We start from the raw sequence: 15,847 nt of genomic DNA, 5'->3' as shown, positions 1-15,847 counted from the left end.
ACCAGGGTATCAGCGACGAGGGGAGGCTGCTTCCGGCCACACCCTGCACAGGGACGTCACACCATCACCCCAGTCGTTTCACGTCCCACCCGATCAGCTCAGAGATGTTGCGGGGACCGTCGCGCGGATCTTCGTACCGCGTCGTATCCTGCTCGGACACTCGCTGCCGAGACGGCCGGGCGGCGGCACCACTTGGCCCGCTACCGGTACAGGAACTCGTCGGTTCCTCCAGGGTGAAAGACCCTACGACCCCCTAGACCCCAGTAAGCGCCCCGGACGGGGCGACATGGCCGTTCGACTGGAGACGCACGTGGCCGGGCGCATCGAGGATTACGCACTCATCGGAGACATGCAGACCGCTGCCTTGGTCTGCCGGGACGGCACAGCGGACTGGCTGTGCCTTCCCCGCTTCGATTCGCACGCCGTCTTCGCAGGACTGCTGGGCACCGAGGAGCACGGCTTCTGGCGTCTGGGTCCCGCGAGGCCGGAAGGAGCCGAGCCGCTCTTCGCGGACCGGCGCCGCTATCGCGGTGACTCCCTCATCCTGGAATCGGAGTGGGACACACCGCGCGGCACCGTACGGGTGACCGATTTCATGCCACCGCGAGAGGGCGCGCCGCAGCTCATCCGCATCGTGGAGGGCGTCAGCGGCCGGGTGCCGATGCGCTCGGAGCTGCGTATGCGGTTCAGCTACGGCCGGGTCACCCCCTGGGTGCACAAGGTGGACAGCCGTACGGTCGCCGTCGCCGGTCCGGACTCGGTATGGCTGGACACCGAGGCGGACACCTACGGCAGGAACCTGACCACCTACTCCGACTTCACCGTCGGCCCCGGAGACCGGGTGGCCTTCACGATCAGCTGGCAGCCCTCGCACCGTGAGCCGCCCGCCCTCCCCGACCCGGAGGGGTCCCTGGAGGCGACCGAGCTGTTCTGGCGCGAATGGGTCGACCAGTGCACGTACCACGGGCCCTATCGGGAGGCGGTCGTCCGCTCCCTGATCACCCTGAAGGCCCTCACGTACGCGCCGACCGGCGGCATCGTCGCCGCGCCGACCACCTCGCTCCCCGAGGAGATCGGAGGCGTACGGAACTGGGACTACCGCTACACCTGGCTGCGCGACGCCGCGATCACCCTCTCCTCGCTGCTGCGCACCGGCTACCGGGAAGAGGCCCGGGCGTGGCGGGAGTGGCTGCTGCGGGCGGTGGCGGGCGACCCGGAGAACCTGCAGATCATGTACGGCATCGCCGGCGAGCGCGAGCTCGGCGAGGCGGAGCTGGACTGGCTTCCCGGCTACGAGAACTCCGGCCCGGTCCGCGTCGGCAACGGCGCCGCCAACCAGCTCCAGCTCGACGTCTACGGCGAGGTCACCGAGGCGCTCCACCTGGCGCACATGACGGGGCTGACCCGCAACGACTACGCGATGGGTCTCCAGCTCAAGCTGATCGAGTACCTGGAGAAGCACTGGGAGGAGCCCGACGAGGGCATCTGGGAGGTGCGCGGGCCGCGCCGCCACTTCGTGCACTCCAAGGTGATGGCGTGGGTCGCGGTCGACCGGACGATCAAGCTGATCGAGTCCGGGGACGTCGAGGGCCCGCTGGAGCGGTGGTACGAGCTCCGCGACGACATCCACCGGGACGTCTGCGAGCGCGGCTACGACAAGGAGCGCAACACCTTCACCCAGTCCTACGGGTCGAAGGAGCTGGACGCCTCCCTGCTGCTCATCCCGCAAATGGGCTTCCTGCCGCCGGACGACAAGCGGGTCATCGGCACGATCGAGGCGATCCAGCGGGAGCTGTCCACGGAGGACGGCTTCATCCTGCGCTACCCCACCGAGGGCGATGAGGCGGGCGTCGACGGTCTGGCGGGCGACGAGGGCGCGTTCCTGGCCTGCTCGTTCTGGATGGCCGACGACCTCGCGATGATCGGCCGCGTCGACGAGGCGCGCCAGCTGTTCGAGAAGCTGCTGGCGCTCCGCAACGACCTGGGCCTGCTGGCCGAGGAGTGGGACTCCAACCTCCAGCGGCAGGTGGGGAACTTCCCGCAGGCGTTCAGCCATGTCCCGCTGATCGACACGGCCCTGCGGCTGACGGCGAGCGGGGCGTACGTGGGCTGAGGCCCGCCGGCGTCCTGATGGTGGCCGCCCCGGTTGTCTTCCGGGGCGGCCACCGCGCGTTCCAGGGGGCGATGGCCGGTCCGGCCTCGTACGCGCGGTGGAGCGGGTTGAGGAAGCGCGGTGCGGGCGGGCAGTTCGGTGGGCCGATGCGGTGGACGGGCACGCCGGGGGTCCAGGTGTTCACCACGGCCGCGCGAGGGTGGGGAGCTCGACTGGGGTGACCGGCGTCGGCGCCCCGTCCGGAGCCTCCACGGCTGCCTGCCCCCCGGTCCCCACGCCTCCCCTGCCATGCGCACCCCGCGCCCCGGGCGGTAGCGTCCTGAACAGGACGACCGCCCGGGGTACGGGTGCGGATACCAGGGGAAAGCGGGCCGGGTACGTGGAGAGCCACAGCGGAATCACCGTGCAGCGGGCACTGGAGCTGCCGGGGCTGCGAGCGGGCCTCCCGGAGGTGGTGGCCGGCGCGGACCGGCTGAGCCGCACCGTGCGCTGGGTGCACGCGGGCGAGGTCCCCAACATCGCCTCCCTCCTCAAGGGCGGCGAGCTGCTCCTCACCACCGGCCTGGGCCTCGGCACCCGCCCCGCCGAGCAGCGGGCGTTCGTCCGCCGGCTCGCCGACCGGGGGATCTCCGCCCTGGTGGTGGAGCTCGGGCCGCGCTTCAGCAGGCTGCCCGCCTCCATCGTGGACGCCGCCCGGGCGGCCGGTCTTCCGCTGGTGCAGCTCCACCGCGAGGTGCCGTTCGTCGCGGTGACCGAGGAGGTGCACACCGAGATCGTCAACGGGCACTACGCCCTGCTCCAGCAGGCGGAGGAGGTGCACCGGCGCGCCACCCGGGCGCTGCTGGACGGGGGCGGGGTGCCGCAGGTCCTCGGCATCCTCGCCGACTTCACCGCCAACCCGGTCTTCCTGGAGACGCCCGACGGGCAGCTCCTGTACGCGGCGTCCACCGGCACGGGCCCGGTGGGCGCGGACCCGCTCCAGGTCTGGGAGGGCATGCGCGGCGACCGGGCGGCCCGGGAGTCCCCGCCGGTGGGCGCGGTCCTGGTGGACGTGCCGGGCGGCGGTCCGGACACCGGTGCCGTACGGGCCCGGCTGGTGCTGCTCGCCGTCTCGGGCCCGCTGGCCACCGTGCACCGGATGGCGGCCGAGCGGGCGGCGGGCCTCCTCGCCGTGGTCCTGATGCAGGCCCGGCAGGAGGAGGAGCTGGCGGCCCGGGGCCGGGGCGACTTCCTCACCGACCTCGCGGAGGGCCGGATCACCCCGGAGGACGCCCCGGCGCAGGCCCGGGTGCTCGGCTTCCGGCCCGGGGACACCCCGCTGCTCCCGGTCGTGATGCGGCTGGCGCCCGAGCTGTCCCCGTCCGGTAACTGGGCGCTGCTGGCCCGCGCGGTGCTGGAGGAGCTGGCCTCGGTCGGCGTACCGGTGCTGCTGGGCGTACGGCCCGTGGAGGGGCGGGTTCCGTTGCTGCTCGGGCTCCGCTCGGAGGGCGAGCGCACGGCGGTCGCGGACCGGGTGGCGACGGCGCTGCGGGCGGGCGTGGCGCGGGCGGGCCTCGACCGCGCCGGATCGCAGCCCCCGGTGGTCGTGGTCGGCGTCGCGGGCAGCTGGGCCGGGGCGGGCGCGGGCCTGCGGCACGCCTCGGAGACGGCCACGGCGGCACAGGGGCTCGACGACCGGCCCTGGTACGACGCCCGACGGCTCGACATCGACCTGCTGCTGTGGCGGCTGCGGGACCACCCGGACCTGGCGGCGTTCGTGAACCGGGCGATCGGTCCGCTGCGGGAACACGACCGCACCTCGCGCCCGCCGCTGCTGCCGACGCTCCAGGCGTATCTGGCGCACGCGGGCCGCAAGGCGGAGACCGCCCGCGAGCTGCACCTCAACCGCCAGACGCTCTACAACCGCCTCGCCCGGATCGGTGAGCTGCTGGGCACGGACCTGGACGACCCGCAGACGGTCCTGGCCCTCAGCCTGGCGCTGCGCGCCCGTCGCCACACGAGCTAGCTCCTCGACGCGAACGGCTGCGCCAACTCGTCGTACACGCTGAGCACATGGGCGATGGCGTCGTCCTCGGTGGGCCAGCTCGCCGCCTGCTCCCGCCCGGCCTCGGCCAGCCGCGCGCACCGCTCGGGGTCCCCCAGCAGCCGCACGACCGTCCGGGCGAGCGCCTCCGCGTTGCCGAACGGCACCAGTTCGGCGGCCTCGCCGACCAGTTCGGGCACGCCGCCGACCTCGGTCGCGACCAGCGGCACCCCCAGCCGCAGCGCCTCCTGCGCCAGCAGGGAGCGGCCCTCCCAGCGGCTGGGCAGCACGGCCAGGTCGGCGGCGGCGATCAACTCGCCCACATCGCCCCGGCATCCGATCAGCCGCACGCGCAACTCCTCTTCCAGGATGCGCTGTTGCAGGGCGGCCCGGTCGCGCCCCTCCCCCGCGATGACGAGCAGGGGTACGGGGTCGAACTCGCGCCAGATACGGGCGGCGTCCAACAGGGTGCCGAAGCCGTGGTGCGGCACGAGGCTGCCGACGGCCATCAGCAACGGCCGCTCGACCGCTCCCAGTTCGGCCCGCGCCTTGCCGTCGTGCAGGTTGCCCGCCCGTCGCGGGACCGGCGCGGCGACCGGGGCGAGCCGCGCGTCGCGGGCCCCTCGGACCCGCGCCCGGTCCACCAGGTCGGAGGAGGGGGCGAGGACAACGGCCGCCGCCCGTACGGCCCTTCGCTCCAGCAGGTGCAGGATCTGACGGCGGGCTCCCTCGGCGTACCGGCGGGTGTGCCAGGTCATCACCAGGGGCACGGTCCGCCCGCTCAGGGCAAGGGCGGTGCGGGAGGCGGCGTGCAGTCCGTGCGCGTGGACCACGTCGGCCCCCGCGCAGGCGGCACGGAGCGCGGCGACGGCGGCCGGGTCGCTGCGCCGGGGCACCGGCAGGAAACGGGCCCCGGTCGCCGTGAAGTCGTAGGCGTGGTCCACCGCGGGCGGGGCACAGACGGTGACCCGCACTCCGCGAGCCACCAGCCCCGCGGCCAGCGAGCTGACGTGCGCGCTGCTGCCCGCACTGCCGCCGCCCAGGACTTGGACCGTACGCAGCTGTGACACGTTGATTGGCTCCCGGGGTCCCCGAGTCGGCGGTAGGTACAGCGCCAAGGATGCCAGTCCGTACGCGCGTTCCGGGACTGCCGGAACGTTGCTGCCGGGCACGCGGCGACAACCGGCCACACGGCACCACTCTCACGGGTGAATCAAGAGGCGCGATGTTGCCACCGTCGGCGTCCCCGTCCCGCCCATCGCCTCCCCGGCCCCGACGAATTCGCCGTACGCCCCGCAGCCCCCGGCGGCCCGCACGGCGAGCACCCCGGCCGCACGCCCTCGGGCCGGTCCCGCGGCGGCGACTCCCGCGGCGACTCCGGCACCGACCAGACCTGCGACGGCTCTGCTCACGTTCCCACCCGTGCGGGAAGGGTGGACAGGGGCACACGTACGGGTCCGGGCGGGGAATGCCCCCACCCGGACCCGTACCCGTCGTCATCCGTCCTTGCGCGCCGTCGCCAGCAACTCCTCCGCGTGGGCGCGCGCCGTCTCGGAGTCCTCCTGGCCCGCCAGCATCCGGGACAGCTCCCGGACCCGGTCCTCGCCCTCCAGGACCGTGACCCCGCTCCGGGTCACCGAGCCGTCCACGGTCTTCTCGACCAGCAACTGCCGGTCGGCGAAGGCCGCCACCTGCGGCAGGTGCGTCACGACCACCACCTGGGCGGAGCGGGCGAGCTTGGCCAGACGCCGCCCGACCTCGACCGCCGCCTTGCCGCCGACGCCCGCGTCGACCTCGTCGAAGAGGTACGTGGGCACCGGGTCGGAGCCCGCGAAGACGACCTCGACCGCCAGCATCACCCGGGACAGCTCACCGCCCGAGGCGCCCTTGGCGATCGGCCGGGGCTGGGCCCCGGGGTGCGGGGCGAGCAGCAGTTCCACCTCGTCGGCGCCCGAAGGGCCGTAGACGACGCTCCGCCCGCCGATGTCGATGCCGGACGCCTCGTCGGCCGCCTCGGTCTGACGGATGGCGAAGGAGACCCGGGCGTGCGGCATGGCCAGCGAGGCCAGCTCCTCGGTCACCGCCTCGGCGAACCGGGCGGCGGCCTCCGTACGGGCGTCGGTCAACGCCTGGCCGAGAACGGAGAGTTCGGCGCGCAAGGCGTCGCGCTCGGCGGTCAGCTCGCCGATCCGCTCGTCGTCGCCCTCCAGTTCGGTGAGCCGGCCCGCGCCTTCCTGGGCCCAGGCGAGCACGGCAGCGATGTCCTCGCCGTACTTGCGGGTCAGGGTGGTGAGCGCGGCCCGCCGCTCCTCCACGGCGGCCAGCCGCAGCGGATCGGCCTCCAGCTGGTCGGCGTACCCGGCGAGCTCGCCGGAGACGTCGGCGATCAGGATGGAGATCTCCCCGATCCGGTCGGCGAGCGCGGCGAGCGCCGGATCGTGGGCCCGGACCGCGTCCAGGGACTGCCCCGCGGCGGCGACCACGGTCGTGGCGTCGACGCCCTCGGGGTCCTCGGGGTTCCCCGCCAGCGCGGTGTGCGCGAGGGAGGCGGCGGAGGCCAGGGCCTCCGCGTGCCCGAGCCGCTCCGCCTCGGCGGCCAGCTCGGTGTCCTCCCCCGGCGACGGCTCCACGGCGGCGACCTCGTTCAGCCCGAAGCGCAGCAGGTCCGCCTCCTGGGCCCGCTCCCGGGCCCGGGTGGTCAGCTCGTCCAAGGTCGTGGTGACGGCCCGCAGCCGCCGGTAGGCCGCCGCGTACGCGGCGTGCGGGACCTCCACGGCGTCCCCGGCGTAACGGTCCAGCGCCTGCCGCTGCCGCGCGGGCTTGAGCAGCCCCTGCTGGTCGGTCTGCCCGTGCACGGCGACCAGCTCGTCCGCGAGCTCGGTGAGGACCCCCACCGGCACGGATCTGCCGCCGAGATGGGCGCGTGAGCGTCCTTCCGCCGAAACGGTACGGCTGATGAGCAGCGCACCGTCGTCGAGTTCCGCCCCGGCCTCCTCGGCCCGCAGCGCCGCCGCGTCGCCCTCGGACACCGTGATCCTGCCCTCGACGACCGCGGCCTTGGCCCCGACCCGTACGAGGGCGGGGTCGGCGCGCCCGCCGAGCAGCAGCCCGAGGCTCGTGACGACCATGGTCTTGCCCGCGCCGGTCTCACCCGTCACCGCGGTGAAACCGGGTGACAGCTCCACCACCGCGTCGTCGATGACTCCGAGCGACCGTATCCGCATCTCCTCCAACACGGACATGACCTTACGAGGTTCCGAGGCGGACGCGCGACGGCCCCCGCTCCCGGATTCACTCTCCCGTGGATCACGGAGGCCGTGGGGCGTCGTCGGGGCCGTCAGTGGGGCGCGCCCCGCCACCCCGAGACGGGCAGTGCGAACTTCGCCACCAGCCGGTCCGTGAACGAGGCCTGGTGCAGCCGCGCCAGCCGTACGGGCACCGCTCCGCGCCGCACCTCGACCCGCGCGCCGGCGGGCAGCTCCACGGTCCGCCGCCCGTCGCACCACAGGACCCCGTGCGGGGTGTGCGGCTGGACCTCGACGGCGAGCACCGAGGTCGGGGAGGTCACCAGCGGCTTGGCGAAGAGGGCGTGGGCGCTGATCGGGACCATCAGCAGCGCCTCGACCTCGGGCCAGACGACGGGTCCGCCCGCCGAGAAGGCGTACGCGGTCGAACCGGTCGGGGTCGCGCAGACGATCCCGTCGCAGCCGAACCCGGTGACCGGCCGGCCGTCGATCTCCAGGACGACTTCGAGCATCCGCTCGGGCGACACCTTCTGCACGGCCGCCTCGTTGAGCGCCCAGTCGGTGTGGACGATGTCACCGTTGCTGTGCACGATCACGTCGATCGTCATGCGTTCCTCGACGTCGTAGTCGCGGGTGACGACCCGGGAGACCACCTTGTCGAGGTCGTCGCGCTCTGCCTCGGCGAGGAAGCCGACGCGGCCCAGGTTGACGCCGAGCATCGGCACCCCGGAGGCGCGGGAGAACTCCGCGCCCCGCAGCAGGGTTCCGTCACCGCCCAGGACGATCAGCAGCTCGCAGCCGTCGACGGCTGCGGGTGAGGTGTCGGTGACCGTCTCCACGGCGTCCGGGAGCGGCAGATCGGCCGCCTCGGTCGCCAGGACCCGTACGCCGAGCCCGTCACGCAGCAGGCCCTGCACGACGAGCTCCGCGCTGCGGATCGCGGCCGGGCGGCCGGTGTGCGCCAAAAGGAAGACTGTTCGTGCCGCATTCGTCGTCAACGAGGCCCCTCCGCCACTGCACGGTCGACATCCGCGGGATCCAGCTCAGGTGCGCCGGCCCGCAGCCACAGAAAGTACTCGACGTTCCCCGAGGGGCCGGGCAGCGGACTGGCCGTCACCCCTCGTACGCCGAGCCCGAGCGCCCAGGCCCGGCGAGCCACTTCACGTACGGCTTCGGCGCGCAGCTCCTCGCTCCGCACCACCCCGCCGCTGCCGAGCCGCTCCTTGCCCACCTCGAACTGCGGCTTGACCATGAGGACCAGGTCCGCGTCGGGCGCCGCGCACCGGGCCAGGGCGGGCAGCACGAGCCCGAGCGGAATGAAGGACAGATCCCCCACCACCAGGCCGACCGCCTCCCCGTCGATGTCCTCCAACGTCAACTCCCGCACATTGGTACGGTCCTTGACGACGACGCGTTCATCGGACCGGAGCGACCAGGCGAGCTGCCCGTACCCGACGTCGACCGCCACGACCTGCCGCGCTCCGGCCCGCAGCAGGACATCGGTGAACCCGCCGGTCGACGCCCCGGCGTCCAGCGCCCGCCGCCCTTCGACGGCCAGCCCGAGCGGGCCGAAGGCGGCGAGCGCCCCGGCCAGCTTGTGCCCGCCGCGCGAGACGTAGTCGGGGTCGTCGTCGTCCTCGGTCACCACGATCGCGGCGGCCGTCTCGACCTGGGTGGCGGGTTTGGTCGCGGTGGTCCGGCCGACGGTGACCCGGCCCGCGGCGATCAGCTGGCTCGCGTGCTCCCGCGAGCGGGCGAGCTTGCGGCGTACCAGCTCGGCGTCGAGGCGGCGACGTGCCACTCCTGCCACGTTCGGTTCAGCTCCTGTGGTCATGCGTGTCGTACGCGGGTGGGGTTACGGGTCTGGACCCGGCTGCGGCGGCCGGACGGGCGTCCAGCGAGGTCAGCGCATCCTTGAGCCCACGGTGTACATCCTCGTACACCTCGGTGTGACCGTCCGCCGGGAGGTGGTCCGCGTCGGCCAGACGCTCCAGCAGGGCGTCGACCTCGGGCCGGCCGGTGGGGGTGCGCCCGACGCCCAGGGGTCCGGGCGTGGCGGGCTCGTAGGAGGGCGCGTCAACGACGGGCCCGTCCTGCGGCGTGTCCGGCTCCTCGGACGTGCTCACGGGCGGGCTCACGGGCGGGGTCTCCGCCTCCGGCGTCCAGGTGCTCATGCCGAAACGCTACCGCGACGGGCCGGTGTACCGTCGAGGACGATGGCGACCACGGCGGAGTGCCGCAGCGCACTCGACAAACTCTCGGACAACCTCGCGACGGCCGACAGCGACGTACGCGGCGCGGCCGCGCTCGACCGCTCGCTGAGCTGTCACATCAAGGACCTCGACATCACGTTCACCGGCCGCCTGGCCGATGGCCGGATCCACGTCCAGGACACGGTCGAGGGCCCGCCCCGCGAGAAGGCCGAGATCCGGCTGGCGATGACGGGCGACGATCTGGTGGCCCTGGTGGACGGCGACCTGAACTTCGCGAAGGCGTGGGCGTCGGGCCGCGTACGGCTGGAGGCGGGCTTCCGGGACCTGCTGAAGCTGAGATCCCTGCTGTAGCGCGTCAAGCCCGTCCGGCGATCGAGGTCGAAGCGCCCGCCGAAGGCGCCCGCGCACCCGCCCGCCACCCTCAGGCGGCAGCCTGACGCGCCTTTCGGGCCGCCGGCACGACGAGCGGCGTCCCGGTCTCAGGATCGTCGATCACCTGGCACCGCATCCCGAACACCCGCTCCACCAGATCCGCGTCGACCACGTCCGAAGGCGCCCCCTCCGCGACGATCTTCCCCTCCCGCATCGCGATGAGGTGCGTGGCGTACCGCGCGGCGTGGTTCAGATCATGCAGTACGGCGACGAGCGTGCGCCCCTGAGTCTCGTGCAGCTCCGCACACAGGTCGAGGACATCGATCTGGTGCTGGATGTCGAGATAGGTCGTCGGCTCGTCGAGCAGCAGCAGCGGTGTCTGCTGGGCCAGCGCCATGGCGATCCAGACCCGCTGCCGCTGACCGCCGGAGAGCTCGTCGACGTAACGGCCGGCGAGCTCGGCCACCCCGGTCGACTCCATGGACTCCCGGACCACCCGCTCGTCCTCCGGCGACCACTGCCGCAGCAGCCCCTGGTGGGGGTAGCGGCCCCGGGCGACGAGGTCGGCGACGGTGATGCCGTCGGGGGCGATGGAGGACTGCGGCAGCAGCCCCAGCGTGCGGGCGACCTTCTTCGCGGGAAGTTGGTGGATGACCTGCCCGTCCAGCAGCACCCGCCCCCGGCTCGGCTTCAGCATCCGGGCGAGCGAGCGCAACAGGGTCGACTTGCCACAGGCGTTAGGTCCGACGATCACCGTGAAGGAGTTGTCGGGTATCTCGACCGAGAGATCCTCGGCGATGACCCGCTGGTCGTAGCCGAGGGTCACCGATTCTGCGGTGAGGCGCTGCATGGTCGTACTCCCGGAGGCAGGGGGTGTCCGGCGGATCAGGCCGGAAGGACCACCGACCGAGTTAGGTCAGCCTATCTTCCTCCCGGATCCCCTCGCCCCGGACCGCCGAGCACGCCCTCCGAGGCTGGTTACAGCCCGAGCGCGGCGACGGCCTCCGCCGTGTCCGGCCCGAACGCCTCGTCCCCGGCGAAGGTCCACGCGGCACCGCAGAGCGCCCGCAGCCCGTCGAGCGGATCCCCCTCGCCCTCCAGCACCAGGTCCTCCCCGTCACGTACGGCCGCGGTCCACCCCCCGCACCGCAACACCTCGCCCGAATTCCCCTCCACCGTCACGTCGGGCTGCCCGGTCAGCAGCCCCCGCAGGTCCCGGTCCACGTACGTCGGCCGGTGCTGCGGCGGTGCGGCGAGCAGCTGGGCCGCGTCGGTCACCCCGGTCAGCACCAGCAGCGAGTCCACGCCCCCGTTGAACGCGCCCTCGATGTCCGTGTCCAGCCGGTCCCCGACGACGAGCGGCCGCCTGGCCCCGGTCCGCAGCACGGTCTCGCGGTGCATCGGCGGCAACGGCTTCCCCGCCACCTGCGGTTCGGCGCCGGTGGCGATCCGTACGACCTCCACGGCGGCACCGTTGCCCGGCGCGATGCCCCGGGCTCCCGGAATGGTCAGGTCCGTGTTGGACGCGTACCAGGGCAGCCCGCGCGCGACGGCGTAGCTCGCCTCGGCGAACCGCCCCCACGCCAGGTCCGGCCCGCCGTACCCCTGGACCACGGCCACCGGGTCGTCGTCCGCCGACTCCACCGGCACCAGACCGCGCTCCCGCAGCGCGACCCGCAGCCCCTCGCCACCGACGACCAGCACCCGGGACCCGGCGGGCAGCTGGTCGGCCATCAGCCGGGCGACCGCCTGGGCCGAGGTGATCACATCGGCGGCCTCCGCGGGTACGCCCAGCTCCGTCAGATGCTCCGCCACCGAGTCCGGCGTGCGCAGGGCGTTGTTGGTGACGTACGCGAGGTGCATCCCGCCGTCCCGCGCGGTGGACAGCGACTCCACGGCGTGGACGATCGCCTCGCCCCCCGCGTACACCACCCCGTCCAGGTCAAGGAGAGCCGTGTCGTATGCCGCGCTCAGCGCCGTGCTGCTCCCGGCCGGCCGGTACCTGTCGTGCTGCTGGCTCATATGACTCTGCTCCTCGTTCGTGCCTCTCCCCCGATCATCGCGCATGCCCCCTGCACACATACGATGCTCGGATGAACACTTCAGGTCCCGACGAGCAGGGGCTGCGGCTGATCCCGTTCCGCGGACTGCGCTACGTCCCCGAGCGGGTCGGCAGCCTGGCCGCGGTGACCTCGCCGCCGTACGACGTGGTCGTCAGGCCCGACGGTCTGCACCACCTGGAATCGGCGGACCCGCACAACATCGTGCGCCTCATCCTCCCCCAGGCGGACACCGCCGAGGACCGGCACCGGCAGGCGGCCAGGACACTGGACCAGTGGCTGGCCGAAGGCGTGATCGCCCCGGATTCCGCACCCACGCTGTACGTCTACGAGCAGCGCGACGACGAGATCCTCCAGCGCGGCCTGATCGGCGCCCTGGCCCTCTCCCCCGCCGCCGACGGGATCGTGCTGCCGCACGAGGACGTGATGGACGACGTCGTCGCGGACCGCGCGGAGCTGATGCGGACGATGCAGGCCCACCTGGAACCCCTGCTGCTGACCTACCGCAGCGACGGGAGCGCGGAGGGTGCCGCGGCGGTCATCGAGCGCACGGCCGAGCGCCCCCCGCTGCTCTCCACCACGACGGAGGACGGGTTCCACCACCGCCTGTGGGCCGTCACCGACCCGGCCGAGCGCACCGCGATCGAGACGGACCTCGCCCGGCACCAGGCACTGATCGCCGACGGCCACCACCGCTGGGCCACCTACCTCCGGCTCCAGCGGGAACAGACCGCCCCCGGTCCCTGGGACTTCGGCCTCGTCCTCCTCGTCGACACGACCCGCCACCCGCTCCAGGTCCGCGCGATCCACCGGCTGCTGCGCGGCCTGCCGGTCGCCCGGGCGCTGGAAGGGCTCAGTGGCCTCTTCCGGATCCGTACGGTCGAGGGCCCGCTCCCCCGTGCGCTCGACGCCCTGGCCGACGCGGCCGCGGAGGGCAACGCGTTCCTCCTCACCGGTGACGGCGGCTTCCACCTGGTGGACCGCCCGGACCCGGCCGTGCTGACCCGTACGATCCGGACGGACCGCCCCGAGGCGTGGCGCACCCTGGACGCGACGGTCCTGCACGCGGCGCTGCTCGACGACGTCTGGCGGATCCCCGACGCCCCCGAGCACATCGGCTACATCCACGACACCGAGGCCGCCGTCGAGCAGGCCGAACGCCTCGGCGCCACGGCGGTGCTCATGCACCCGGTACGCGAAGAGGTCGTCCGGGACCTGGCCAGGCAGGGCGTCACCATGCCCCGTAAGTCGACGTCCTTCGGCCCGAAGCCGGCGACGGGCCTGGTCATGCGCAGCCTGACCATCGACTGACGAGGCCGAGGGGCAAACAGAAAGGGGCGGCACTCCCGAGGGAGTACCGCCCCTTTCCGATGCTGACCTAGCTGACCTCACCGGCGTTCTCAGGCCGGCGACTAAGCCTTGGCAGCCTCGTCGCCACGCTCGTCGTCGTCTTCATCGTCCTCATCGCCCTCGGGCGCGTCGTCGACGGACGGAACAGTGGCTACGGACTCGGCGCCTTCGGCGGGTTCCACGGCCTCGTCGTCACCCAGGGCATCGACGAACTCCACACCGTCCAGCTCGGCCAGCCGGTCCGACGCGTCGGTCGAGCCGTCCTTGTCGGCCTCCAGTGCCTTGCCGAACCACTCGCGGGCCTCGTCCTCGCGCCCCGCCTCGAGCAGCGCGTCCGCGTAGGCGTAGCGCAGACGCGGCGTCCACGGCTGGACGGAGCTGGAGGCGAGCTCGGAGCCCTGCAGCGTGACGATGGCGGCATCGATCTGCCCCATGTCACGACGGGCTCCGGCGGCCACCAGCCGCATCTCGACCTGGCCGGCCTTGTCCAGCTTCTGCACCTCGGGCTCGCCCGCCATGGCCATCGCCCGCTCGGGCCGGCCGAGGCCGCGCTCACAATCCGCCATGACGGGCCACAGGTCCACGGACCCGGTCATCCGCCGGGACGCCCGGAACTCGGCGAGTGCCTCCGCGTACCTCTGCGTCGCGTAGGCCGCGAACCCGGCCGCTTCTCGGACGGCGGCAACGCGCGAAGCCAGCCGCAGAGCGATACGGGCGTACGCGTACGCCTCCTCCGGGTCCTCGTCGAGCAGCCGGGCCACCATGACGAGATTGCGCGCGACATCCTCGGCAAGGGTCTTCGGCAAGCTCATGAGCTCCTGGCGTACGTCCTTGTCGATCTCCTGACCGGTGACGTCGTCGGGGATGGGCAGCCGCTTGATCGGCTCACGGTCCCGGTCACGGTCGTCCCGGCCCCGGAATCCGCCACGGTCACGGTCATCACGCTGCCCGCCACGATCACGGTCGTCGCGGCGGAAGCCGCCGCCGGAGCCACCGCCACGGTTGTCGTCACGGCGGAAGCCGCCACCACTGGGGCGGTCATCGTCACGACGGGGCCCACGCGGCCGGTCGTCACGACGCTCGAACCCACCACCGCTCGGACGGCCACCACGGCTGTCCTCGCGCTGCTGGCCACCGCGGTAACCACCACGGTCGTCATCGCGACGAGGCCCACGAGCCTGATCACGGTCCCGGTCGTCGCGACGGAACCCACCACCCGAGCCGCCACCGCGGTTGTCGTCACGGCGGAAGCCGCCACCACTGGGGCGGTCATCGTCACGACGGGGCCCACGCGGCCGGTCGTCACGACGCTCGAACCCACCACCACTGGGACGGCCACCACGGTCATCGTCACGACGGAAACCGCCACCGGCGTTGCCACCGCGGTTGTCGTCACGACGGAACCCACCACCCGAGCCACCGCCCCGGTTGTCGTCACGACGGAACCCGCCGCCGGAGCCACCGCCCCGGTTGTCATCACGGCGGAAGCCGCCACCACTGGGGCGGTCATCGTCACGACGCGGCCCACGCGGCCGGTCGTCACGACGCTCGAACCCACCACCGCTCGGACGGCCACCACGGTCATCGTCACGACGGAAACCGCCACCGGCGTTGCCACCCCGGTTGTCATCACGACGGAACCCACCACCCGAGCCGCCACCGCGGTTGTCGTCACGACGGAACCCACCGCCGGAGCCACCACCCCGGTTGTCATCACGGCGGAACCCGCCGCCGGCCTTTCCGCCACGGTCATCACGGGGGAAGCCGCCACCACTGGGGCGGTCATCGTCGCGACGGGGCCCACGCGGCCGGTCGTCACGACGCTCGAACCCACCACCGCTCGGACGGCCACCACGGTCATCGTCACGACGGAAACCGCCACCGGCGTTGCCACCCCGGTTGTCATCACGACGGAACCCACCACCCGAGCCACCGCCCCGGTTGTCGTCACGACGCGGTCCACCGCCGGAGGCACCCCCTCGGTTGTCATCACGACGGAAGCCACCACCGGAGCCACCGCCGCGGTTGTCATCCCGACGCGGTCCGCGATCCCGGTCACGGTCCCGGTCGTCGCGGCGGAAGCCGCCACCGGTCGGCCGGCTGTCGTCGCGGCGCGGGCCGCGGTCGTTGTCACGGCGAGGCGCTGCGGAACCGGACCGGTCGTCACGACCACCGCGGAAACCGCCCCGGTCACCACCGTCCCGGCGACGCGGCTCGCGCTCCGGACGATCGTCGGGAGAGTTGGTGGACATGGGTGTGACTCCTGTCTTCGGGTACCACAGACATTCTCGCGCAGTCGACCTTCCGACGCGCTTCGACAAAAACAAAAGGACCCCTGGTCCCAGCGTGAACGCTGGGACCAGGGGTCCTTGAAAGATTGTTCGGCGGCGTCCTACTCTCCCACAGGGTCCCCCCTGCAGTACCATCGGCGCTGAAAGGCTTAGCTTCCGGGTTCGGAATGTAACCGGGCG

At 73.0% G+C, this 15,847-nt stretch carries 12 protein-coding genes, 1 rRNA gene and 1 pseudogene; 4 read left to right on the top strand and 10 right to left on the bottom strand.

The window, feature by feature from the left end; translation table 11 throughout:
* Positions 1–310: 310 nt before the first annotated feature.
* Positions 311–2,113, top strand: a complete 1,803-nt coding sequence (locus ABZ154_RS29475) for a glycoside hydrolase family 15 protein (protein ID WP_356837437.1) — start codon at positions 311–313, stop codon at positions 2,111–2,113.
* 379 nt (positions 2,114–2,492) lie between these two features.
* Entirely contained in the window at positions 2,493–4,118 is a 1,626-nt protein-coding gene (locus ABZ154_RS29470) for a PucR family transcriptional regulator (RefSeq protein ID WP_356837415.1), read from the top strand.
* On the opposite strand, the gene ABZ154_RS29465 is transcribed toward ABZ154_RS29470, so the two are convergent.
* The 5 genes from ABZ154_RS29465 to ABZ154_RS29445 all read right to left on the bottom strand — a co-directional run bounded on the left by ABZ154_RS29465 (position 4,115) and on the right by ABZ154_RS29445 (position 9,555).
* Positions 4,115–5,206: a glycosyltransferase family 4 protein gene (locus ABZ154_RS29465; protein WP_356837414.1), complete on the bottom strand. Its 1,092-nt coding sequence runs from the start codon at positions 5,204–5,206 to the stop codon at positions 4,115–4,117. The two genes, ABZ154_RS29470 and ABZ154_RS29465, sit on opposite strands and share 4 nt — an antisense overlap.
* A 426-nt stretch (positions 5,207–5,632) precedes the next feature.
* Entirely contained in the window at positions 5,633–7,378 is a 1,746-nt protein-coding gene (recN, locus tag ABZ154_RS29460; RefSeq protein ID WP_356837413.1) for a DNA repair protein RecN, read from the bottom strand.
* A gap of 95 nt (positions 7,379–7,473) precedes the next feature.
* Positions 7,474–8,379, bottom strand: a complete 906-nt coding sequence (locus ABZ154_RS29455; RefSeq protein WP_356837412.1) for an NAD kinase — start codon at positions 8,377–8,379, stop codon at positions 7,474–7,476.
* Positions 8,376–9,191, bottom strand: a complete 816-nt coding sequence (locus ABZ154_RS29450) for a TlyA family RNA methyltransferase (protein ID WP_356837410.1) — start codon at positions 9,189–9,191, stop codon at positions 8,376–8,378. The genes ABZ154_RS29455 and ABZ154_RS29450 overlap by 4 nt, the downstream gene beginning before the upstream one ends.
* 7 nt (positions 9,192–9,198) lie before the next feature.
* Positions 9,199–9,555, bottom strand: a complete 357-nt coding sequence (locus tag ABZ154_RS29445) for a hypothetical protein (RefSeq protein ID WP_356837409.1) — start codon at positions 9,553–9,555, stop codon at positions 9,199–9,201.
* A 42-nt stretch (positions 9,556–9,597) separates the two neighbouring features.
* Here ABZ154_RS29445 and ABZ154_RS29440 point away from each other — a divergent pair, with 42 nt between their 5' ends.
* Positions 9,598–9,945 carry an SCP2 sterol-binding domain-containing protein gene (locus ABZ154_RS29440; RefSeq protein ID WP_356837408.1) on the top strand — a complete coding sequence of 116 codons (348 nt, stop codon included), beginning with the start codon at positions 9,598–9,600 and terminating at the stop codon, positions 9,943–9,945.
* Positions 9,946–10,015: 70 nt separating this feature from the next.
* Here the strand turns inward: ABZ154_RS29440 and ABZ154_RS29435 are convergent, their stop codons facing one another.
* A complete protein-coding gene (locus tag ABZ154_RS29435) occupies positions 10,016–10,816 on the bottom strand; it encodes an ABC transporter ATP-binding protein (protein WP_356837407.1) in 801 nt (266 codons plus the stop codon).
* A gap of 128 nt (positions 10,817–10,944) precedes the next feature.
* Positions 10,945–11,988 carry an HAD-IIA family hydrolase gene (locus tag ABZ154_RS29430; RefSeq protein ID WP_356837406.1) on the bottom strand — a complete coding sequence of 348 codons (1,044 nt, stop codon included), beginning with the start codon at positions 11,986–11,988 and terminating at the stop codon, positions 10,945–10,947.
* 71 nt (positions 11,989–12,059) lie between these two features.
* Between ABZ154_RS29430 and ABZ154_RS29425 the strand changes: the two genes are divergently transcribed.
* Positions 12,060–13,337 carry a DUF1015 domain-containing protein gene (locus ABZ154_RS29425; protein WP_356837405.1) on the top strand — a complete coding sequence of 426 codons (1,278 nt, stop codon included), beginning with the start codon at positions 12,060–12,062 and terminating at the stop codon, positions 13,335–13,337.
* Between the two features lie 101 nt (positions 13,338–13,438).
* On the opposite strand, the gene ABZ154_RS29420 is transcribed toward ABZ154_RS29425, so the two are convergent.
* The 3 genes and pseudogenes from ABZ154_RS29420 to rrf all read right to left on the bottom strand — a co-directional run.
* A complete protein-coding gene (locus tag ABZ154_RS29420; protein WP_356837436.1) occupies positions 13,439–14,188 on the bottom strand; it encodes a tetratricopeptide repeat protein in 750 nt (249 codons plus the stop codon).
* A gap of 141 nt (positions 14,189–14,329) precedes the next feature.
* Positions 14,330–15,511, bottom strand: a pseudogene (locus tag ABZ154_RS29415) (hypothetical protein); the annotation flags it as partial.
* Positions 15,512–15,755: 244 nt separating this feature from the next.
* Positions 15,756–15,847, bottom strand: a 5S ribosomal RNA gene (rrf, locus tag ABZ154_RS29410); the annotation flags it as partial.

The sequence above is a fragment of the Streptomyces sp. NPDC006261 genome (assembly GCF_040613515.1).
Taxonomy (GTDB): Bacteria; Actinomycetota; Actinomycetes; order Streptomycetales; family Streptomycetaceae; genus Streptomyces.
This window is presented reverse-complemented; position numbering and strand designations above follow the sequence as displayed.

What these genes read in the sequence shown, in the direction of transcription:
- recN (WP_356837413.1), bottom strand. Translation starts at nt 7,378, where the DNA reads ATGTCCGTGTTGGAGGAGATGCGGATACGGTCGCTCGGAGTCATCGAC.
- ABZ154_RS29445 (WP_356837409.1), bottom strand. Translation starts at nt 9,555, where the DNA reads ATGAGCACCTGGACGCCGGAGGCGGAGACCCCGCCCGTGAGCCCGCCC.
- ABZ154_RS29440 (WP_356837408.1), top strand. Translation starts at nt 9,598, where the DNA reads ATGGCGACCACGGCGGAGTGCCGCAGCGCACTCGACAAACTCTCGGAC.
- ABZ154_RS29435 (WP_356837407.1), bottom strand. Translation starts at nt 10,816, where the DNA reads ATGCAGCGCCTCACCGCAGAATCGGTGACCCTCGGCTACGACCAGCGG.
- ABZ154_RS29430 (WP_356837406.1), bottom strand. Translation starts at nt 11,988, where the DNA reads ATGAGCCAGCAGCACGACAGGTACCGGCCGGCCGGGAGCAGCACGGCG.
- ABZ154_RS29425 (WP_356837405.1), top strand. Translation starts at nt 12,060, where the DNA reads ATGAACACTTCAGGTCCCGACGAGCAGGGGCTGCGGCTGATCCCGTTC.
- ABZ154_RS29420 (WP_356837436.1), bottom strand. Translation starts at nt 14,188, where the DNA reads ATGAGCTTGCCGAAGACCCTTGCCGAGGATGTCGCGCGCAATCTCGTC.